Genomic DNA, 20,629 nt, shown 5'->3' with positions numbered 1-20,629 from the left:
CCCCCACCACCCTCACGGCCTTTCGAGAAGTCCCGTCACCCCATAGCCGGGAACCTTGCCCACTCCACCGCCACGCGCTTCCTCCTGACGCAGAGTGGGGTCGTGCGGTCACGGGAGCCTTCTGCTCTCCGGCGAGGCCCCCGACCACATCACGCTGATCGATGGCCCCGAGGACGTGGCGGGCATCGAGGTCCTGGTCGAGGGCGTCCTGGAGTGGCTCGCCCAGCGCGGCCTCAAGGACGTGGAGATCGTCGAGGCGGCCGAGGAATCGATCACGTTCTCCCTGCCGAAAGAGCTGCGCCGCGACCCGCACGCGGAGACGCCACCCCTTCTGCTCCATGAGGATGCCTGCAGGTGCTTGCGGCGCTCCGTGGCCGTTGGTATCGGTAAGAACGGCGGAACAGTCGTCAGTGTCGAGAAGCGGCCCTGCTCGCCAGCACAGCCTTCCCTTGGCCAGGCAACACCCGAAGGCTCCCCGCGCTGCCGAGAGGATCTCTCGTGGTGCCTACCAGCCATGCGCGGGTCGACTTCACCAAGCCATTCCAGGGACGCGTCAGTCCCTACGTCCCGCACACCAACGAGCACAGCGCTTCATGGGCGCTGGGCCTTGGGCTGCTCCCACACCCTGGCGCAGTACGCGCATCAGATACCCACGCATCTCAGCCCCGACCCGCAGTCAACAAACCACCGCTCGTCCAGGGTACCGATGACGAGGACTGCGGCAAGGCCCCCGGGCACGTCGGGGTCAAGTCCGCGGCTGCGAGGCTCCTGGCGACTTGACCGACAGATAGTTAGCTGCCATATTATTTTTCATGAGTGACGAGGATGCGAACCCCGGCGCTGCGCCCACGCTCGAACAGGCGCGGAAGCAGATCGCGCGGTACGGGCTTGAGGCCGACCCGCAGGCGGTGCTGGTCGCGGTGCGCCTGATGGCTGCCGGGGCACGCCTGGACCGGGCGTCCGAAGTGCACTTTGCGCGTTCCGGGCTGTCGACCGGACGCTACCGCCTCTTGGTGGATCTCGAGGACAGCGACGGGGAGAAGTCACCGTCACACCTCGCAAAGAGTCTTGGCGTCTCGCGCGCCACAGTGACGGGCCTGGTCGTCGGCCTGGAGCGCGAGGGCCTGGTGGCCCGCCGCGCCTCAGCGGAGGACGGGCGGGGCTCAGTGGTCGTACTCACGGCGCGCGGCAGCCATCGGTTGCGCGACATGGCCGGGGACCACTTCGCACGGCTTGAGGCACTGGTCGGCGGACTGGCCGCCGGCGAACGCGGACTGTTCCTCGACCTCCTGGAGCGGATCACCGAGCGGATCGACGCGCTGACTGCCGACTAGCTGCCGCACCACATCCGCGCGGGGCGGCCACCCCGACCGCACGGCGCCCTTTCGCGCACTCTACTAGTTAGCCTCCTAAGCATATGATTAGCCAGCTAATTTATTTTGGAGGAACCACATGAACCCCCCTCCCAGAACCGCCCAGCGCGCTTTCGCCACGCGTCCGTTCACCCTGTGGAAGGAAGTCGCGACCGCCTACCTGGCACCTGCCCTCACCGCCGGGCTCGGCGGACTCCTCAGCGGCCAGCCCGAACTGACCAGGGCGGCCTTCACCTCCATCGGGGCCACATCGGCCTTGATGGCCTGCATCATCGGCGCGTGGCTGCACCGTCGTGGCCGGCCCCGGCGCTGGACGGCCTCGGCACCGCGAGCAGTACTCACCCTCGGAGTTGCCCTGACAGCGGCCGGAATCGCCGCCCTGGCCGGATGGTTCGGATCCGGCTGGCTGCCGTCGCACACACCGGTGCCCGATGCGGGATGGCTGGAGCGGCTGCGGATCGACCTGCCGCTGTCGGCCGGCCTGGCCGCCGCCATCGTCACCTGGCGGTGGCACGGCACGGCATCCCGGCAGTCGGCCTGACCCACCCCTTCCCCATCCGGTACTCCCAACCCCTCACCTACGAAAGGCACACTGTGATCACCATCATCGGCGCCAGCGGCGCCACCGGCAGCGCCCTGCTCCGGCGGCTCTCCGAACGCGAAGTGCCCTGCCGCGCCGTCAGCCGTACGCCCGGCAATCTGCGCGCCGCCATCGGTACACACATGCCCGTCGAGATCGTCGGTGCGGACGCCGCAGATCCTCAGACGCTCCGCGCCGCGTTCGAGGGATCCACGCAACTGTTCCTCGCCATGGCCAACAGCCCGCGTCAAGCCGAGCTGGAGACCAACGTGATAGACGCGGCAGCCCACTGCGGGGTACGGCACGTGGTCAAACTCTCCGCCCCGGCAGCCGAGCCCGCCTCACCGGTGGCCTTCTCGCGCAGCCACTGGCAGGTCGAAGAACACCTGGCCAACACCGAAATGACGGCCACGCTGCTCCGGCCCTACGCGTTCATGCACAAGCTGCTCCTCAACGCCCCAGCCATCGCCGAGGGCGTACTCATCGGGGCCATGCGCGAGGCACCCTGCAACTACATCGACGTCCGGGACATCGCCGACGTCGCCGCCGAAACCCTCCTGTGCCCCAGCCTTGCCGGCGCCACCTACACCCTCACCGGCCCGCAAGCCTTCAGCCACCCCGAGCTCGCCTGTCTGCTCGGCGAGCTGACCCGCCGCCCCGTCCGCTACATCGACCTGCCTCCGAGCGATTTCCACCGCCACCTCGTGTCCGCCGCACACATGCCGCCCTGGCTCGCCAATCACGTCGTAGAGATCCAGCAACTGGCCATCGCACAACCGGAATCCCCCAACGACACCATCGAGACCGTCCTCGGCCGCCCCGCCAGGACACTGCACGCCTTCCTCCGCGAGCACCTCCACACGTTCACCAAGACCGCATGACCCACCACCCAACCGCCTGCCCCGCCCCTCACTCTTCTCCGGTGAGGGCGGCTCTGTCGGGGTATGCACGGTCAACGGTGGATCTTGAAAGTGGAGTGACATCTGATGACGGACGTGACCGTGTCGGCTGGGGCCGTGGAGGAAGTGCAGCCTGCCAGGCTGAGGACGGATGCTCGAAGCTGTCGGCAGAAAGCACACGAGGAACCGCAGGAGGGCGCCATGTCCATCCGGCACACGGTTGAGGAGAACGTCCTGCACGTGACCCTCCCCAGCGGCCGGGACGTATCCTCCCGGGCCGCGGCCGCGCTGGAGATCCAGATTGCTCCTGTTCGCCCACCGGCCGCGTCACGTACGGATCCAGCCGCCCGCCACCGACCTTTCACCGGCGTCCCTCAGCGTCCTGGCCCGTGCCCGCCGCCTGTGCGAGCACCTGACCGCCGCCTGACCGTCGTCGGCCCCGCCACCCCCCGCACCCCGCGCAGCCCGGCAGTTGCCGCTGCTCCCCGGAATGCTGCTCCTGGGCGTACCCGTGCGGCGCTCATGACCCACCGCATCACCTGATGCGCCCAAGCCTCCGCCGCCACTTCTGGCGCGGTCACTCCATTGGCGGGCGTGTAGCGCGCAATGCCCGGCCTATGGGGCTAGGCGCTGTTTCTTGGATCTCCTGACAGGTGTGGGGTGTTGGGGTCACGCTGGCTGTATGGGTCGTGGGGATCTGACGAATGCGGAGTGGGATCGGCTGGAGGCGTTCTTGCCTCGTGGTGGTGCTCGTGGGGGTCGGTGGAGTGATCACCGTCGGGTGATCAACGGGGTGTTGTACCGGGTGCGGACGGGTGTGCAGTGGCGGGATCTGCCTGAGCGGTTCGGGCCGTGGGAGACGGTTTATAAACGTCATCGCCGCTGGTCAGCGGATGGGACGTGGACGATGCTGCTGTCGAAGGTGCAGGCTGCGGAGGACGCCGAAGGGCGGATCGACTGGGACGTGTCGGTGGACTCCACCACGGTGCGGGCTCACCAGCATGCTGCCGGTGCGAAGAAGGAGCCGCCCGTTGTGATTCCTCAAAAGGGGGTCGCGTCGGGGACGAATCAGGTCGATCCGGTTCTTCGGAAACTGGCCGTCCGTCCGGCTGGAGGAGGTGGTCAGATCGGCGAGTGCCTGGGACGTTCCCGCGGGGGTTTCACCACCAAAGTCCACCTCGCCGCCGACGGACGCTGCCGGCCCCTCTGTCTCGTCCTGACACCTGGTCACTACGGTGACGGCCCACAACTCGAGCGTGTGCTGGAGCGGTTGTCCGTGCCCCGTATCGGAGTTGGCCTACCCCGCACCCGGCCCGACCGTGTCCTGGCGGACAAGGCCTACACCTCCCGCAAGAACCGCCGCTACCTGCGACGACGCGGGATCCGCCACACCATCCCCGAACGTCTTGACCAGCAGCGTCACCGGCACAACCGAGGCTCCCGGGGCGGCCGTCCCACCGGCTTCGACAGCGAGCGTTACAAGAAACGCAACACCGTCGAACGTGCCATCAACCGGCTCAAGGGCTTCCGTGCCGTCGCCACACGCTACGAGAAACGGGCCTACATCTACCTCGGCACCATCACCCTCGCAGCCCTCACCATCTGGCTCCGAACATGATCCAAGAAACAGCGCCTAGGGCGGCCCTGGCCAACCCACCTGGCTCCGCCCCGGCACGGAGCCGTTGACCGGCTCGTGCCGGGGCGGGGGCCGGGGATCAGTCGAACAGGACCGAGCGGAACTTGGTGCTGCTGCCCAGCATCTGGCCCGGGGTCATCACGGTGGACGTGCCCTCGCAGTCCTGCTTGAGGTAGACGGTGGCAGTGGCGGTGGTCTTGTTCTGCGGTGAGTGCGCGGGAAGCAGGGCGTTGACGGGCTCGGGCAGATTGATGCACTCGCCGCTGGCGGGATCCGTCAGCTTGTGCGCCTTGCCGAGGGGCCCCGTGTAGAGGAAGTCGCCTTCGGTGGCGTGGGCGGATGCGGGCAAGGTGACGATGAGTGCCACGGCGCCAAGAGCAGCCGCGAGGGAATGACGAAGACGCACGTGGTGAGCTCCTTACCTTGGCGGACGTCGGCCGACGGCCAACCATCCGGCACGGAGTCTGCACCAGCGCATGGCCTCCGGTGGGTAGACGTTGCGACGCCGCAGGGTGATCTTGGGGGCGCACAGAAGCGCGCTTCACCCCGGCTGCGCGCGGCTGACCGCTCCACCATGCGAGTACGCCCCCCGGGGCATCGCCGGCGTTCCGGCATGGCACCCACGACGACGGTCACCATCAATGGCCCCGCCGGATCCCGCGCCCCACTGGCGACGGTCGCGGAGGCCGGGGCCGCCCGCGAACAGACCTGGCCCACCGAGCGCCGCGCCCTTATCCAGCAGTGCACCAAGGCGCTGCCGCGCCCGGCCGGACCAGACGCCGGCCCCACCGCCGAGCGCCGCACCGCCCATCTGGTCGACCTGGCCCGCCTGCGTGTCAACCTGCTCGCACCGACCGCGCCGCCCCGCGTGGCACGGGCCAGCTGCGTGGCACCCGCGCCTGGTGGCCCACAGCGTGCGCGACGTCTTCGTGGCCCTGGGCTGGAACGCCCCCGTCGCCACCTCTACCCACCGCCACGGCTGCGGGTGCTCCCGGCCGTTTGTGCAGGCCGGTTTCGATCTGGCGCCGTCCGAGCGGGACCCGTACGGGTTGTGGGTCCGCCGGGAGGCGGATGCCGTCGTGGTGTCGTGGGAGCCGGGTTCCGGGCTTGATCCGGAAGGTCTGCACCAGTCGGCTCACGAGGGGATGCATTCGACTCTGCCGCGCGCTGACGGTGATCCTGGCGCAGACTGGGCACTCGGCGCGAGTCGACCGCGACACGGGCAACGTGCAGGTGAGACGGCAGGATGACGCGACACCGTAAGCCCACGCCTGCTGCGTCGAATACCGCCGCACTATCTGTGGCGACCGGAACTGTGCCGCGCTGGCAGGCTCGACCAGAACCCCCAGGCCGGTCGAGCCTCACGCATTTGGTGAAAATACATTCTTCTCAGGGCGCCATGCACTCAATACCGGCCTCTCCATGCCCAGAACTGGCGAAACTTGCTGGGGACCCAGCTCGTTCTGAGTGATGCCACGGGGCAGCATGACGCGGCGGTACTTGTCGAAGTCTCGGCGCCGTCAGCGAAGAGGCGGTGAGAACAGTCCTGACACGGTTCCCACGGCGACTGCTGCCGTTGGTCTTCCCGGCACAATCGCGCATCCCATGGCCGACGTGATCGGTGACCCTCCCCTTTCAGAGCCGACTCGCGCACCTTGACCCACTACTCCCACAGCCCGCCCCCACCGGTCCGTTGCAGGCCACTGCTGCGAGCCGGTCAACCACCACCCGCTCAACGGCCCGTCCGACGTGGCCGCATCAATCGACTCGGAGGCAAGCTCATCCTTTACTGCCAGCTCCCTCACTTGACGGCTCCATGATCAACAGATCGCCGTTGCCTGCCCGCCCGGTCATGGCACGGCGGAAGTGGGTGGGGGCTTGTCCATGGGTGCGGGTGAATGCCTTGCTGAAGGCGTACGAGGATGCGTAGCCGCTCCGGTGCGCGATGGCTTCGATGGGTGCGTCGGTGTCGCGCAGCTGCTGGGCGGCGAGGGTCATGCGCCAGCGGGTGAGGTAGGACATGGGCCCTTCGCCGAGGTGGTCGGCGAATCTGCGCGCCAGGGTGGGACGGGACACCTGGAGGTGATCGGCCAGGGCCTGGACGGTCCAGGGGCGGGAGGGCGCTTCGTGGAGGGCTTGAAGGGCTCGTTGCGTGAGCGGGTCACGCAGGCCGGTCAGCCACGGCGGGCAGGACTCGTCGGCGGGCTCGGAGTCGAGCCATGCCCGTACGGCCAGCACGAGAAGGATCTCGACCAGCCTCGCGACGACTGCGTCGGTTCCTGGCTGGCGCGTTGCGGTCTCCGCTGCGAGGAGGTCGACGGCGGCGGCCAGGTCCCGGCGGCGGCCGTGCTGGCTGGAGACGACCAGCAGCGGAGGCAGAGCGGCCAGCAGCGGGTGGGCGGTGGCTGCGCCGTGCTCGAACCAACCGCACAGCAGCGCCGCGTCGGCGGCCCCCGGGCAACCGGGGTCGGCCGCCGCCCGATGCCGAGCAGGCGCGTCGGCGATGACGTGCCCCTTCCCGGCGGGTGACAGCACGATGTCTCCGGGACTCAGCCACATGACCTGCTCGGGGCGGTCGGTCTCCCAGATGACGGCGGCGCCCTTGAGGACCACGTGGAAGCCGGTCCGGTCCGGGTCGTTGATCTCCATCGTCCACGGGCCGCGCGGCGTCGTCTGCACCGATCCGGCCTGACCGGTACGTGTCGCGGCCAGCACGTCCGTAAGTACGTCCATGTCCCCCAGCGTCGCATATCGATACAGATGGACATCCTTTTGATCCCCTGAGCCATTTTGCATATCAGGGTGGCTGCCTAGCGTGGAGGTATGAATAACTACACCGTGACGGTCACCGGCTCGACCGGCAAGACCGGCCGCCATGTCATCACCCAGGCCCTGCAGCGTGGCTGGCGCGTGCGGGCCGCCTCCCGCCGGGACGGCGGCCAGGGCGAGTGGGTCCCCATGAACTGGTCGGACCAGAACACGTGGGCCCCTGCCTTCACCGGCTCCGACGCCGCCTACATCGTCCTGCCGGCCGAACACCCCGGCATCCTCGACCAGGCACCCGCGATGCTGCGCACCGCTGCCGACGCGGGCGTGAAAAAGATCGTGCTGCTGTCCGCCATGGACGTCGACACAGCCCCCGCAGGCACACTCCAGCCCGTTGCCGAGCAGGCCCTGCGCGAGCTTCCTGTGCAGTGGGCCATCGTGCGGCCCACCTGGTTCATGGACAATTTCACCACCGGCGGCTTCGCCGCGATGACTGCCGCCGGGCACCTGCGTTTCCCCACTGGAGAGGGACGGCTTCCGTTCGTCGACAGCCGTGACCTTGCCGCCGTGGCAATCGCGGCCCTCGCCGAGGACGGGCCGGCCGGTATTCTGCCTGTCACTGGCCCGCAGGCCATCACCCACAGCCAGGTGGCCGCATCCCTCACCGCTGCTCTGAGCCGACGCATCGAGTACACCTCCATCCCGGCGGAAGACTTCGTCACCGACCTCACAGCGATGGGCTTCCCCCTCGAACACGCCTGGCACATGGCCAACACCCACATCCAGCCCTCCACAGGGCAACTCCTCGTCCCGGTGACCGACACCGTCGAACGCGTCACCGGAAGTCGCGCATACACATTCGAAGACTTCGCCCAACACCACGCCCGCACGGCTCACTGACTCCCGCACACCCGGGCGCCGAAACGACAGCACTGGCAAAGCCACAGCGCCGCGGACGGCGGGTAAGGGTGACTGCGGTACTCGTCAACGCGGCGTCCACCTGCTGCGGTTGACCCGCATGTTCGCCCAGACAACGCCCAGGCGGATTCCTTGCACGCGGTGGGCGGGGCGGTCCTTAAAGTTCGACGGCGGTGGTGGGCGTCGTGTCGTGCAGCGCCTGTTGCGCCCGGGCGGCCACTGACCGGGTGAAAGCGTTGAGTGCGTCGAGGCCGACGGTGCTGCCGTCGTCGTCGGAGACGACGACCCGCACCACGATGCTCCCGCAGCGCACTACCGAGAGTCCCTGCGACACGCGCGACCCCGTGCCGGGCACGGTGCCGGTCATCGTGACCGCCTCCGACTCGTCCCCATAGGACGGCAGAGTCGCCTGCGTCACCTGCTTCGCGTCGTTGCTGTCAGCGTTCTCGACCTCCACTCCCGCAAAGCCCTCGGCCGCCGCGGCCACCGAAGGGTAGGCCAGAACCTCGACATTCACCTTGTCGTAGTCGGTCCCGGGGCCCGGGCGGTACTCCGACTGCAGGTCGAGAACCGGACCGGTCTCGCAGATGGGGTGGGACTGCCCGTCCTTCGAAATGCCGACGCGACCGCGACGGCACTGCTGCGTCGTCGGCGAGCCGCTCGCGACGGCCCAGCCCTGCGGCAGGCTCGCTGCGTCCGGGAGGATCTGCTGGACCTTCGCCGCGTCACGCACTGCCGGGGCGCCGCCCTCCGACGCACCGGACGCCGAGCGGGAAGGCGTTGCGGCAGGGGACTTTCCGCCGGAAGACGGCGCGGCTGAGTGGGGAGAATCATCACCGGTGTGCAACTGCACGCCCCGGTAGAGGCCCAGGGCGAGCAACGCGACCAGCAGGGCGGCGATCCCGGTGAGGGATACGCGGGCGGCACGCGTATTGGTAATGGTCAGCGGGCCCAGTGAGATCTGGCTGTTCCGTACCTTGCTGCCACCCCCGATGATGATGCTGCCGGTGTACTGGGGACTGACAGCATGCGCGGGCGGCGCGTCCGGCGGCGGACCGGCAAGTGCTGCCGCCATACGGGCCCGGAACTCGGGATCGGCAGCCAGCACTTCCCGGATCGCCTCCTCCAGCCCGCGGACCGCCGACGGATCCGCGGGATCGGTGCTGACCCCGTCCAGAGCGGCGCGCCCGTCCTCGGAAGTACCCAGCCGCGCCCGGACGATGTCGCCCAACGCCCGGCCCGCCTCGTTCCCCACCGCCGTGGCCGCCCCCGTGGCCAGGCCGGTCAGTACCTGTACGGCAGATGACGCCATGCTCCCTGCCACATCCATGTGACACCCCCAGCCGTCGGACCTTGAGACAACCACAGCCCGGGCATCAGCGCCAGAATGCCCGGCACGTGCTCACGCACCACCTGCCGCCTGACCACGCCGCGCGCAGTGCGTCCGGGGCACGGCCGTGTGATCAGGCTTCGACGTACGCCATGATCGCGATCGTCTCCGGATCCGTCAGCAGCCGGTCGTCGGCAGGGGCGGGATCCGGTCAGGCCGTGCAGCGGCTCGGCACGGCAGGAGGAAGCGGGGTCAGGTGCGAGGCCAGCCGTAGCCGTCGATGAACTGCTCCAGGACCGGGGAGGTGCCGAGCCCCAGCATGATGCACGCCTCCAGCCCGTCACTGAAGGTCGCTCCGGGCCGGCGGGTGGCCTGCCTCATGCGCTCTTGGGTGGTGATGCCGAGCAAGCCGCCGCCGACGATGTGGTGCCAGATCCCCGCGTACTGGTTGCCCAGCAGGATCAGTCCCGCCGCCCCCTTCTTCGGGTGTGGGCCATGGAATTCCAGCTTCAGCTTGACCAACGGGTCGTGGCCGCCCATCCCGGACCAGCCCGTACCGACATCCATCCGCTCGTTCAGCGCGAACGTACCGATCTCATCCAGCAGAGTGAACGCCTCGCGCAGCTGCGGCGCCGGGCCAAAGGTCCGCTCGTCCTCGTGAACGTAGACCACGAACAGCGCGCCGATCGGCATCGCGCCCGGACCGTCCTGGGGTAGAGCGACATCGGCCCCGGCCGCGAACACCGTGCCCGCCAGGAAGTCCTGACGCTGCCTCGCCTCATCGGCCTCGGTGAACGCCGTACTGCGAATCAGCCGACCCTGCGCGGGTGAGCTCAACGACGGCCCGCCGTCAGCCTCGTTCTTACGCTGGGCACGCTCTGCGCGCCGCCGTTCCTCACGATTCACCGCGTCACCCCTCCCCGGGTCCGGTCAGGCCAGCCTGTCACAACGCAGATCGACAGGGCTGCATATTCGTGAGCATCAGGGGGCTGTGAGCGCAGGCCGAGATGCCGAACTGGCCGCGGGTCAGATGCGGCTACGTGCTGCGGACCGGCACCGGGTGCCCTGGCGAGTCGAGCCATGCCCGTTCACCTTCGTCGTCCACGGTCAGTCCGAAGCGCGTGAAGCCGGGGCGGCCTTGTCCCTGCCACCATCGGTGGGCGGCTTCGGTCTCGTCCCACAGCCGGCGTGGACCCGATTGCCATACGCGGGTGGTGTCTTCGTCCCGGAACTGCGCACACGCCCATGAGCGGTCCGACAGTCCGTAGAACCAGACGGCGCGTGCCCCGTCCTCCTTCGCCGCCACCGCACGCACACAGTCGCGGACGCCCAGACCCAGGACGAATTCCTGCGGGCTGAACCGGCCACTCAGGAACTGGTCTTCCGTGACCGTCGTCGACGACTCGTCCCCGTCGGCGACACTGCCGGGAACGTAGTCGGCGTGCCGCACAGGTGGCCGGCGCTGGGCTCGTGCCTTCATGAACTCCACGGGCCCGGTGAACGGCCCCGTGGCGCTCCTTCCGTCGTCCGCGACGGTCAGCCGGGCCACGGCGTCCCCGTTGCCGTAGTGCGTTCCCCACGGCGCCACGACGACCCCGCCGGGGCGGCACTGCTCGATCCATGCGTACGGGATGGAGCGCAGCCCGCACGTGGCGATGATCCGGTCGTACGGCGCCCCTGCCGGGTCCCCCTCGATGCCGTCGCCGTGGACCACGCGCACCGGCAGACCGAACCGGTCGAGAGCGGCCCTCGCGGCAGCCGCCACAGCCTCATCGACCTCCACGCTGACGACGTTCCCGGGGCCGAGCCGGTGGGCGAGGAGTGCGGCGTTCCACCCCGTGCCGGTGCCGATCTCCAGCACACGGGAGCCGGGTTGGACGTCCAGGTCCCGGAGCATGGAGAACACGACGCTCGACATGGAGGCGGAGCTGGTGGAGAGCTCCCCGGGTTCAGCTCCCGTGTGCGTGCCGTCGTCCCATTGGGTGACCACGGGAGCGTCGGAGTCCGCGTATCCGTACCAGGTCTTCGGGTCGTCGGTCCGCGACACGGGGACGCTCTGTCCCGTCTTCATGTCCCATGGCCAGATGAGGTCAGAGAGGAAGCCGGCGCGTGGAACGGCAGCGAATGAGGGCGCCCAATCCGAGGTGAGGACGCGCCCGGACATGAGGGCACGCCCCAGCTCTGTGAGGCTGGGGCGTTCCTGGTCTACGTCAGCGGCCACTAGCCCATGGCCTTCGGCGGGTTGGGGACGCGGGGGCCGCCGCCAGGGGTGGGCGACTGGTGCGGACCGGGGTAGGGCTCACCCGGCAGCTTGTCGCCGCCATTGCTGCGCAGAATGGCGTCCGTCTTGCGTCCTCTCCTCGCTGTACCGACACAGAGACCCTCCCCCGCGCCGCCGCGCACGTACTGACCCGTTCTAGCAGTCTGCCCCGAGCCACGGACAGTGCCCCGAGAGCTCCGCCCTCCCGGTTCCGCTGTCTTGCGTGGTCTGCCGGCCGGCGCGTCGAGGTCGTTCCCGGTTCAGGGAAGCAGCAGGAGTTTGCCGGTGGTGGCGCGGGACTCGATGTCGCGGTGGGCTTGGGCGGCGGCGTCGAGTGGGTAGCGGTGGCCGATCCCGGGGTCGAGGTCCTTGTTCCGTACGAGGTCGAAGAGGTCGGCGCTGTGGTTCAGGAGTGCCTCGCGGGTGGGGATGTGGTCGCTGAAGACGGGATAGGAGATCTTGATGCTGCGGGGCAGCTCCCGCATGTTGATGACGGGGGCTGAGCCCAGGAAGGCCCCGTAGTAGAGGAGCAGCCCGTGCCGGCGGAGCACGCTCATGGAGGCGCGGAACGTGGTCTCGCCGCCGCCGTCGAAGACGGCATGGACACCCTCTCCGCTGGTCAGGTCCAGCACCGGCTCCACGAACGCGGCGCCGCTGGACAGCACGACGTGATCGGCGCCTGCACGGCGGGCGATGTCGGCCTTCTGCGCACCGGACACGATCCCTATGACGGTGGCGCCGCGCGTCTTGATGAGCTGGGTCAGTTTCTGGCCGAGGCCGCCGGCGGCGGCGTGCACCACCGCGGTCTGGCCGGGCTGGATGTCGGCGGCCTCGGTGACGAAGTGATGGGCGGTGATGCCCTGCATCATCAGGCTCGCGGCCACGTCATCAGGGATGTCGTCGGGCAGCGGTACGGCGTCGGCTGCGGGCAGCACGATCTGCTCGGCGTAGGAACCGTACGCGTACACCCAGGCGACCCGGTCTCCGACGGCGAACTCGCTCACGTCCGGCCCCAGCGCGCTGATGCGGCCGGCGCCCTCCACCCCGAGCACGAAGGGGAGTTCACCGGTGGCCGGGCCGAGTCTGCGGGCCCCGGTGTCCATGAAGTTGGCCCCGGCCGCGGTGACGTCCACGCGGATCTCTCCCGGCCCGGGTACGGGGGTGGGGAGTTGGGCGATGTGCAACTGCTCGGGTCCGCCGAGTTCTTCCACAACGATGGCGCGCATGTCAGGCACCTTTCTTCCGGATGCCGTTCACTTTCCCCCGCATAAAATGGACCGGCAAGTCCACTTCTGGAGCCTCGGGAGGCACCCGTGACCATCGGCCAAGACGCAGCGGACCGGTTGACCCGCAAGGGCAGGGAGACCCGGCGGCGCATCGTCGAGGGCGCGGCCCAGGAGATCCGCGAGCGGGGTGCCGCCGGCGCGACCCTCGACGACATCCGCGCCCGGACCGCGACCAGCAAGAGCCAGATCTTCCACTACTTCCCGGGCGGGAAGGAGGAGTTGCTCCTCGCGGTCGCCGCCCGCGAGGCCGACCGGGTCCTGGAGGACCAGGAACCCCACCTGTCCGACCTGCGCACATGGGCGGCCTGGCAGGACTGGCGCGACGCGGTGCTGCGGCGCTATGAGCAGCAGGGCATCAACTGCCCGCTCGGAGTGCTGCTCACCGAACTGGGGCGCACCACTCCGGCCGCGCAACAGCTGACGGGCCAGTTGATCAGTACGTGGCAGGCGGCCCTGCGCGAGGGCATCCGGGCCATGCAGAAGACCGGCCAGATCGACCACCGCCTGGACGCCGACCGTACGGCCGCCGCACTGGTCGCCGCGGTGCAGGGCGGCGTGACCATCCTGACTGCCACCGGCAGCACCACGCACCTCGAAGCCGCCCTCGACACGACACTGGCCCTGCTACGGGCCAGCGCTCCGGATGTGCGGTGAGCTCGGCCAACCGCGCGGGCGCACAGGAACCGTGGCCGAAGGACGGCTCAGGAGGCGGACGGACCGATCTCCCCAGCGAAGACGATCACCTGGTCGATGAGGCTCCGCCGCAGATGGACGACGTCCGTTCCCGCCAGGCGGGGGCCTCCGCCCGGCGTCGTGAAGACCCACTCGTACCGGGCCCACTCATCAGGCATGTCCACCGCTGAACAGCGCACCATCGTGCCCGTCCCCGCCGGGTGGCGGCGGATGTCCAGCACGAACCGCTCGACCGCCTCGATGCCCTCGCTGCGACCCAACGGCCCCCAGAACACCACATCTGAGGTCAGGGCCTGGGACAGCAGGGCAGTCACAGAGCTGTCGTCCGAGGCGTTGAACGCGGAAATGAACGTGTCGATCGCGGAGCGTGCCGTCTCTTCCTGCATACCCCAGTAATACCAGCCGTGCGTTCGACGACGTTACGGCGCCGGTGGACGACGTGGTCGAGGCGGGAGAGGATCTCGCCACGTCGTTGACGTTGCGCCCCTGATCCCGCCGCCCCCGACCGGGCATCATGTCGCCATGATCCAGAACGACCGGCACGCGCCCAAGACCCTCCCTCAGCATCCGGACGTCACCGAGGCGATCGTCCGGGAGCGACGCCTCCACGACCCCTCCATCCGTCTCTCCACCTCTCTGGCCCAAGCCCTCTTCGACCCCGATTTCATCGAGGTCGGCGCCTCCGGACGACGGTGGACGCACGCGGAGATGGTCGCCGCCCTGCCCACGCTCCACGGCGGCGCCGAGAACAGCACCCCCATCACCGCAGAACACTTCGAGGGCACGGTCCTCGCCCCCGGGATCGTCCACCTCACCTACGAGACCCACATCGAGGACCGGCATGCCCGCCGTTCGTCGATCTGGCGCCGCGACGCCGCCGGGGAGTTCCGGCTCTACTACCACCAGGCCACACCGGTGCCGGACGGGACGGCCCAGCCGTAGGTCCGTCCCGGGGCCAGTCTGGCGCCGTGACGACGTGGTGGGGAAAGGGATTGAGGGGGTAATCGTCGGGCTGGTAGCTTCCAGTCGACCGTGACGCCGCCCGAGGAGGTGAGACCCATGAACGCTGTATCCATGTGGGTGCTCCCCCTTGCCGTCACGGCCGGCGATTGACGTGAGTGTCGCCGGGAGCGCCTCACCAACAAGGCACTCCCGAAAGGCAACACCTATGCACTCTCTGCACTTCACCGCCGAGTCGTCGTCCAACGGCATGATCGAACGCGACTTCACCCTGGCCCGCGTCCCCGGCGTCCTCTGGTCGCCGGCCTCCCATGCGGCCGATCGCGCACCCCTGATCCTGATGGCTCACGGGGGCGGCAACCACAAGAAGCACCCGGCGATGTCCGGCCGTGCCCGTCTCCTCGTGACCGGCTGCGGTTTCCACGTCGCCGTCATCGACGCGCCCGGCCACGGCGACCGGCCGCGCACGGCACACGACGAGGCGGAAATCGCCGAGCTGTTCCGGGCGAGGGCGGCGGGCGAGCCGGAAGGCCCGATCGTCGTGCGCTACAACGACCACCTGGCCAACCTCGCCGTGCCCGAGTACCAGGCGACCCTGGACGCCCTCCAGGAACTCCCGGAGATCGGCGCCGACGGGCCGGTCGGCTTCTGGGGCATCAACATGGGCACCGCGATCGGCGTGCCGTTCGTGGCGACCGAACCCAAAATCACCGCCGCGGTCTTCGGTCAGCACTGGCCCGACGCCCTGGCCGAGAAGGCGAAGCAGATCACCATCCCCATCGAGTTCGACCTGCAGTGGGACGACGAGCACATCGCGCGCGAGGAGGGTCTCGCGCTGTTCGACGCCTTCGCCTCGAAGGAGAAGTCGTTGCACGTGAACTCGGGCAAGCACAAGGAACTGCCCAGGTTCGAGGCCGACAGCGCGGTCCGGTTCTTCGCCCGGCACCTCGGCCGGGCGGTCACCCCACCGGCCTGACGCAACTGGTCGCGGCGTCCGCTTGCCGGCCGGACACCGGGGCTACGGCCCCGGGTTGAGACGGCGCATCCGGATGACTGCCACTTCCGTGACCCGGGCCTCACCCCGGAACGGACCAAGCAACTGGGCGGGCAAGCTCACCAGCGCCCTGCGGCACCAGCTCGGACGGCAACTCGACCAAGCGGCCCGGGCCGCCGCCGCCCTGGCGATGGTCTTCAAGCTCGTCGTGTCCACCCAGGCTCATCGGCGAGCCGTGCATGCCCCTCACCTCGTTGCCCTCGTTCGCGCCAGGGCCCGCTTTGAACGCGGCCAGCTCGCTGAACCGCCGCGGACGAGCGCAGCGTGAAGAGGGTGGCGGGCCTGTCTCGAAGTTCGAGACCATCCGGTCATGTTGGATGGCACGGCAGGACAGGACCTTCCGGTCGGCTTCGGGTTCCGGCCGTATCGGGGCGACGAGGACCACGGCGTCATGGCCGCGGTGAGGCTGGGGTGCGTGGAACGGGACCGCGTCGATGTCCATTCGGTGGTGGAAGGACTCCCGACTGCGGCCGAGATCGCTGAAGCTTCTGCCGAGTTGGAGGAGCCGTCCAAGAACCAGATCCTGGTGGTGTTCGACGGGAGCGTCGTCGGATACTCGACGATCCGGCGGTGGCAGGAGCGGGACGATACGTGGCTGTACCTGCACCGCGGCCACCTCTTGCCCGAACATCGCGGCCAGGGCATCGGCTCGGCCATGCTGAGCTGGGCCGAAGAGCGGATCCGCCGGCTCGTCGAACAGCACGGAACGACGCGGAAGGCAGTGATCGGCGCGAACGCTGCGGCCTCCGAGCAGGACGCCACGGCGCTGCTGCGCACAGCCGGCTACCGACGTGTCTTCAGCCTGGTCGAGCTGGAACTGGGCGATCTGCAGCAGTTGCCCGAGCCGGACGGCGAACTGCCGGACGGGATACGAACAGGGCCGATCGGGACAGGCCACTACCGTGCAGCTTGGAGGACGGTCGTTGATTCGTACGCGAATACCGGTTTCACTCAGAGATGGCCTTTCCAGGACTTCGTCGACGCCGCCGACCCGGCGTGCTGGCGGGCTGCCTGGAACGGGCAGGACATGGTGGGCGTCGCCCTCTGCTCCATCCGCCGTCACGACCACACCGTGGGCGAGGTGGAGGAGCTGAGTGTCCGGACGGACCAGCGGCGCCTCGGAATTGGCCGGGCCCTGCTGCTGGACGGGTTGCGGAGCCTTCGCGAGCGGGGTGCAACGACCGCCCGGCTGTTCACGGGCACGGCAAATCCGCACCGGTCCTACGACCTTTACGAGGGTGTGGGGTTCCGCCGGCAGAACGAGTACGTCCGTTACCGCAAGCCCCTTGCTTGATCGACCGCCCCTGGGGCTGTCTGGCCAGTCCACAGGCTCTGGCAATGCCTCCGGCCATCCCGCTGGACATGCATAAGGACGCCTCGGGCTCACCGTCCGGGATGCTGCGATCGGATCCCAGGGCAGCGCTTCGTCGGTCACGTGCGGATCTGCAAGTGCCGGGCAGGCCGCGTTGTCAGTGGTGGGTGCCATGCTGCACTCATGACTGCACCTGTGAAGGGCCCGGCCAGCTACTTTCCGTCGATCGAGAAGAAGTACGGCCGCCCCATAGCCGAGTGGAAGCACCTCATCCGTACGTCCCCGCTGTCCCAGCACATGGAGCTGGTCGCCTGGCTCAAGGCCGAACACGGCTTGGGACACGGCCACGCCAACGCCCTTGTCGCCCACACTCTCGCCGAGGCCGCCGGAAAGTAGAGACCCTCCGGGCCCGTCTCGGCGTCCGGTTGCGCGCCCAGGACGGAACGGGCCCGCTGGGCACCTTCAACTACACGTACATCTGCGACGGCGGTCATCGTGAACGGCAAGGTGACCAACCCCGAGAACGGGCAGTGCCCGGACCAGCGCGGTGGGCCCGTACGGACAGGTGCATGATCTGTTGACCAGGGCTGAACCCTTTGGGCAGCATGCGCTCTCGGCCGTCCCGGGCACACGCCTGGCTGCGTGAACTGGCCGCATGCGAACTGCGGAAGGCCACCGACGCGGAGGTGCCCACTTCCGCGGGCTCTTCCGCGCCCCCCGAGCTGCCCGGCTCAGAGGCCGCGCCGACAGGCGCGGTGGGAAGCTCAGCAGGCCGGTCGTCCGCGTCCCATCCATCCCAGGGCCACGTGCAGCAGCCGCCGGAGTGCTCTGATCATGGTCGTCCCAGCGTGGGCGGGCAGTCCGCTGGTGCCCTCCCCCGATCGGGGGAGCACTTTCTCCCTCCTTACCGCGATGCGCATCCGCACTCCCGACGGCCAAGATCGTTCTCGCAGCAGTCGACCGGAGGATGTTTGATGAACACGCAAGGAATCCAGATGCCGCCGCAGCGCACGGCATCGGCCAACGGTCTGGCCCGGGTGGCCAGGGTGCTCGGGATCGTCGGCCTGAGCACGTCCGTCTTCTTCATCGGCGGCCTGATCGGCGTCATCGGCCTGATCCTGGGCCTGATCGCCTTGGCCACGGGCCGACGGACCGGTACCGGCCGTGGCAAAGCCGTCACCGCCGTGGTGACGTCGGCCGTCGCGATCACCGTCTCCGTCCTGGCCGCCGTCCTCTTCCTCTGGTACGCCGACAAAACGCAGGACTGCTACCGGCCCGACAGCTTCCAGCAGTACAAGCAGTGCGTCCGCCAGCAGCTCACCGAGAACTGACCAGCGGCGGACGGCTTCTCCCCCGCGCGGACGGAGATCACTGTGCGCAGCTCGCCGATATCTCTCTCTGGTTCCCCTGCTAGCGACACGCCGGCCCCAGCGACCTGGCTCGGCGTACGGTCCAGGAAGGACCGTCAGGCCGCTGCTGGGGGATACTCCCTCTCCTGGCAAGATCGTGCCCATGAACTGCATGCCCTTCGACGCAGTGCTGTGCGACCTCGATGGAGTCCTTCGCCTGTGGGATCCAGACGCGATGTCCGGCCTTGACCGTGAGTACGGGCTTGCGGCCGGAACTCTTGCAGCGACAGCCTTTCGTCCCGAGCGCCTCGTACCTGCCGTCACGGGAGAGATCACGGACGAAGAATGGCGTTCGGCGGTCGCAGAGGACCTTGCCGAGGCATGCGGATCGGCCGAGAGAGCGCAGGCCCTGTCCGCCGCGTGGGGGCTCCTGACCGGCCGGGTCGACGGAGACGTCCTGGCCCTCCTGGCAGCGGCGCGTCGGCGGGTTCCTGTCGTGCTTGTCTCCAATGCCACCACCCGGCTGGAAGCGGACCTCGCCCAGCTGGGGCTGACCGACGCGGTGGACGCCGTAGTGAACACCGCGCGGATCGGTGTGGCCAAGCCCGACCCGCGCGTCTATCAGATCGCCGCCGAACGGGCCGGGGTTCCGGTCTCGCGGTGTCTGTTCATCGACGACACCCTCGCGAACGTCACCGCGGCGACCGCAACCGGCATGACCGGCCTGCACTTCCAGCGGATCCAGCAACTACGTGATGCGCTCGCACCGCTCCTCGGCGCCGACCTGCCACGGTAGGCAAGCACCGCCCCTCGCGAGACTCATGCCCCTGTGAACGTCAAGCGAAGTGCCCCGGCCGCCGCCTCAACGCCCTCGATGTCCCGTGGCCACCGCGGCGTTCGCGTCCGCCGACAGTGCCGGGGCTTGGCGGGACCACAGCCGTATCGTCCCCAGAAAGGCGCAACCCGATGAACACGACATCATTGCCGTCCCAGACGGGGCATGCAGACGGGTCGTCCGTACGCCTGGGTGCTCTCGTCCCGCTGACGCGGCCCGGCTGGGTCGAGACGGGCCGGCACTTGCTCGCCGGTCTCGATCTGGCCGTTCGCGAGGTCAACGATGCCGGCGGGATCGACGGCAGACCACTGGAGCTGGTGGTCCGGGACACGGCAGCTGATCCGGAGCGGGCGGCGGCGGCCGTGGACGAGCTGGCCGGCCTGGGCGTGGCCGCGGTGGCGGGCGAGTACCACAGCGTCGTCGCCCGCGCCGCCGCCACCCGGGCCGACGCTCTCGGCGTGCCGTTCCTGTGTTCGTCCGCGGTGCTCGACGCGCTCACCGAGGAGCCAACGCAGTGGGTCGCGCGCCTGGCCCCGGCGCAGTCGCGCGGCTGGGCGATCTATGCGGACTTCCTCCTCCGTACGGGCCGGAGCCGGATCGCCGTGGCGACCCAGCCGAGCGCCTACTGGGCTTCGGGGGCCCGGATCCTGCGGGACCGGCTCGTGCCCCGCGGTGGCACCGTCCTCGAACTCGACGCGAACACGCTGACCCCCGAGGCCCTGTGTGACAAGCTCGTCGATCACGGTGCGACAGCGCTCCTGCTGCTGGTGGGCCATCCAGAGCCAGCGGTGCCGATCGTCGAGGCTGTCCGCGGCGACCGTCGGCTCGCGCAGATCCTGATCGGTGCTCCGGCCGGGCAACCGGAGTTCGCCGAATGGGACGCCGCGCTGGGCCAGGACGGCGCCGGGATTCCGTTCTTGCGCTACCTGCCCGAGCGCCTCGGTCCGCTCGGCCAACGCGTCGGCAGAGAGCTTCGTGAGCGGCTGGGCGCAGCGCCCTCCTTCGTCGCCTTCGAGGGTTGGGACACCGTCACTGTCCTGGCTGCGGTGTTGCGTTCCCACGGCACGAACCGGGCGGCCATTGCCGAGTCATGGCCGCGCGTGGCGGTCGAGGGCACTCGCGGGCCCATCCGGTTCTCCCGCACACCAGGCATCAGCGTCTGGCAATGGGCTTGGCCATCCATCCATGTTGTCGATCGGGACCCGGCGGAACCCGACCGTTTCCGGGTGCTCCACACCGGCCAGGAGAGCGCGGGAGTCCGACGGCCACTGCCCGGCCTGGCCGGTCGTTCACATCCGCCCAGCCATGAGTCGCCATGTTGAACAGCATGGGGCGGGACCTGCACGAGGTCACTGACACGTCCTACCCCGGTCTGGCA

21 protein-coding genes and 2 pseudogenes are annotated in these 20,629 nt (G+C 69.1%); 16 read left to right on the top strand and 7 right to left on the bottom strand.

From position 1 onward, the window contains the following. Nucleotides 1–187: 187 nt before the first annotated feature. From AB5J87_RS36530 to AB5J87_RS36505, 6 genes and pseudogenes are all read left to right on the top strand, one after another. Nucleotides 188–319, top strand: a pseudogene (locus AB5J87_RS36530) (4-hydroxy-3-methylbut-2-enyl diphosphate reductase); the annotation flags it as partial. Between the two features lie 493 nt (nt 320–812). Further along, complete coding sequence (locus AB5J87_RS36525; protein ID WP_369383060.1) at nt 813–1,334, top strand: MarR family winged helix-turn-helix transcriptional regulator; 522 nt, start codon at nt 813–815, stop codon at nt 1,332–1,334. 118 nt (nt 1,335–1,452) lie between these two features. After that, nucleotides 1,453–1,914, top strand: coding sequence for a hypothetical protein (locus tag AB5J87_RS36520; RefSeq protein ID WP_369383059.1), 462 nt, complete (start codon nt 1,453–1,455; stop codon nt 1,912–1,914). 53 nt (nt 1,915–1,967) lie between these two features. Continuing rightward, complete coding sequence (locus AB5J87_RS36515; RefSeq protein WP_369383058.1) at nt 1,968–2,834, top strand: NmrA family NAD(P)-binding protein; 867 nt, start codon at nt 1,968–1,970, stop codon at nt 2,832–2,834. 319 nt (nt 2,835–3,153) lie between these two features. Then, nucleotides 3,154–3,279 carry a hypothetical protein gene (locus AB5J87_RS36510; protein WP_369383057.1) on the top strand — a complete coding sequence of 42 codons (126 nt, stop codon included), beginning with the start codon at nt 3,154–3,156 and terminating at the stop codon, nt 3,277–3,279. Nucleotides 3,280–3,534: 255 nt separating this feature from the next. Continuing rightward, the gene (locus AB5J87_RS36505) at nt 3,535–4,470 is read left to right on the top strand and encodes an IS5 family transposase (protein WP_369383056.1); all 936 of its coding nucleotides are present in this window, start codon (nt 3,535–3,537) and stop codon (nt 4,468–4,470) included. Nucleotides 4,471–4,567: 97 nt separating this feature from the next. On the opposite strand, the gene AB5J87_RS36500 is transcribed toward AB5J87_RS36505, so the two are convergent. Together AB5J87_RS36500 and AB5J87_RS36495 are read right to left on the bottom strand one after the other, a co-directional pair. Continuing rightward, the gene (locus AB5J87_RS36500; protein WP_369383055.1) at nt 4,568–4,894 is read right to left on the bottom strand and encodes a hypothetical protein; all 327 of its coding nucleotides are present in this window, start codon (nt 4,892–4,894) and stop codon (nt 4,568–4,570) included. A 1,373-nt stretch (nt 4,895–6,267) separates the two neighbouring features. After that, on the bottom strand, nt 6,268–7,221 hold the full coding sequence (locus AB5J87_RS36495; protein ID WP_369383054.1) for an AraC family transcriptional regulator: 954 nt from the start codon (nt 7,219–7,221) through the stop codon (nt 6,268–6,270). Nucleotides 7,222–7,311: 90 nt separating this feature from the next. Between AB5J87_RS36495 and AB5J87_RS36490 the strand changes: the two genes are divergently transcribed. Continuing rightward, nucleotides 7,312–8,154, top strand: a complete 843-nt coding sequence (locus AB5J87_RS36490; protein WP_369383053.1) for an NAD(P)H-binding protein — start codon at nt 7,312–7,314, stop codon at nt 8,152–8,154. 175 nt (nt 8,155–8,329) lie between these two features. On the opposite strand, the gene AB5J87_RS36485 is transcribed toward AB5J87_RS36490, so the two are convergent. From AB5J87_RS36485 to AB5J87_RS36470, 4 genes are all read right to left on the bottom strand, one after another. Next, the gene (locus tag AB5J87_RS36485) at nt 8,330–9,484 is read right to left on the bottom strand and encodes a hypothetical protein (RefSeq protein WP_369383052.1); all 1,155 of its coding nucleotides are present in this window, start codon (nt 9,482–9,484) and stop codon (nt 8,330–8,332) included. A gap of 270 nt (nt 9,485–9,754) precedes the next feature. Beyond that, nucleotides 9,755–10,408, bottom strand: coding sequence for a hypothetical protein (locus AB5J87_RS36480; protein WP_369383051.1), 654 nt, complete (start codon nt 10,406–10,408; stop codon nt 9,755–9,757). Nucleotides 10,409–10,538: 130 nt separating this feature from the next. Then, nucleotides 10,539–11,666, bottom strand: a complete 1,128-nt coding sequence (locus tag AB5J87_RS36475) for a methyltransferase domain-containing protein (RefSeq protein WP_369383050.1) — start codon at nt 11,664–11,666, stop codon at nt 10,539–10,541. Nucleotides 11,667–12,022: 356 nt separating this feature from the next. Then, nucleotides 12,023–12,988 (bottom strand): quinone oxidoreductase, encoded by a 966-nt coding sequence (locus tag AB5J87_RS36470; protein WP_369383049.1) that lies wholly within the window; start codon nt 12,986–12,988, stop codon nt 12,023–12,025. Nucleotides 12,989–13,075: 87 nt separating this feature from the next. On the opposite strand from AB5J87_RS36470, the gene AB5J87_RS36465 reads away from it, so the two are divergent. Beyond that, the gene (locus AB5J87_RS36465) at nt 13,076–13,702 is read left to right on the top strand and encodes a TetR/AcrR family transcriptional regulator (RefSeq protein ID WP_369383048.1); all 627 of its coding nucleotides are present in this window, start codon (nt 13,076–13,078) and stop codon (nt 13,700–13,702) included. A gap of 47 nt (nt 13,703–13,749) precedes the next feature. On the opposite strand, the gene AB5J87_RS36460 is transcribed toward AB5J87_RS36465, so the two are convergent. Continuing rightward, entirely contained in the window at nt 13,750–14,127 is a 378-nt protein-coding gene (locus tag AB5J87_RS36460; RefSeq protein ID WP_369383047.1) for a nuclear transport factor 2 family protein, read from the bottom strand. A 136-nt stretch (nt 14,128–14,263) separates the two neighbouring features. On the opposite strand from AB5J87_RS36460, the gene AB5J87_RS36455 reads away from it, so the two are divergent. The 8 genes and pseudogenes from AB5J87_RS36455 to AB5J87_RS36420 all read left to right on the top strand — a co-directional run bounded on the left by AB5J87_RS36455 (nt 14,264) and on the right by AB5J87_RS36420 (nt 20,573). Then, a complete protein-coding gene (locus tag AB5J87_RS36455; protein ID WP_369383046.1) occupies nt 14,264–14,683 on the top strand; it encodes a DUF4440 domain-containing protein in 420 nt (139 codons plus the stop codon). 226 nt (nt 14,684–14,909) lie between these two features. Further along, the gene (locus AB5J87_RS36450) at nt 14,910–15,677 is read left to right on the top strand and encodes an alpha/beta hydrolase (RefSeq protein WP_369383045.1); all 768 of its coding nucleotides are present in this window, start codon (nt 14,910–14,912) and stop codon (nt 15,675–15,677) included. 193 nt (nt 15,678–15,870) lie between these two features. Next, nucleotides 15,871–16,023 (top strand): annotated as a pseudogene (locus tag AB5J87_RS36445) (IS256 family transposase); the annotation flags it as partial. A gap of 42 nt (nt 16,024–16,065) precedes the next feature. Then, a complete protein-coding gene (locus tag AB5J87_RS36440; RefSeq protein ID WP_369383044.1) occupies nt 16,066–17,049 on the top strand; it encodes a GNAT family N-acetyltransferase in 984 nt (327 codons plus the stop codon). A gap of 201 nt (nt 17,050–17,250) precedes the next feature. Beyond that, nucleotides 17,251–17,463 carry a DUF4287 domain-containing protein gene (locus tag AB5J87_RS36435; protein WP_369383043.1) on the top strand — a complete coding sequence of 71 codons (213 nt, stop codon included), beginning with the start codon at nt 17,251–17,253 and terminating at the stop codon, nt 17,461–17,463. Between the two features lie 578 nt (nt 17,464–18,041). Beyond that, the gene (locus AB5J87_RS36430; protein ID WP_369383042.1) at nt 18,042–18,398 is read left to right on the top strand and encodes a DUF4190 domain-containing protein; all 357 of its coding nucleotides are present in this window, start codon (nt 18,042–18,044) and stop codon (nt 18,396–18,398) included. A gap of 181 nt (nt 18,399–18,579) precedes the next feature. Beyond that, nucleotides 18,580–19,212 (top strand): HAD family hydrolase, encoded by a 633-nt coding sequence (locus AB5J87_RS36425; protein ID WP_369383041.1) that lies wholly within the window; start codon nt 18,580–18,582, stop codon nt 19,210–19,212. 170 nt (nt 19,213–19,382) lie between these two features. Continuing rightward, nucleotides 19,383–20,573: an ABC transporter substrate-binding protein gene (locus AB5J87_RS36420; protein WP_369383040.1), complete on the top strand. Its 1,191-nt coding sequence runs from the start codon at nt 19,383–19,385 to the stop codon at nt 20,571–20,573. The last annotated feature ends 56 nt before the right edge of the window (nt 20,574–20,629 follow it).

Origin of the sequence: Streptomyces sp. cg36, from assembly GCF_041080675.1 — a bacterium.
GTDB lineage: Bacteria > Actinomycetota > Actinomycetes > Streptomycetales > Streptomycetaceae > Streptomyces.
Note: the sequence above shows the minus strand (reverse complement) of the source record. Positions and strands in the feature narration are given on the sequence as shown.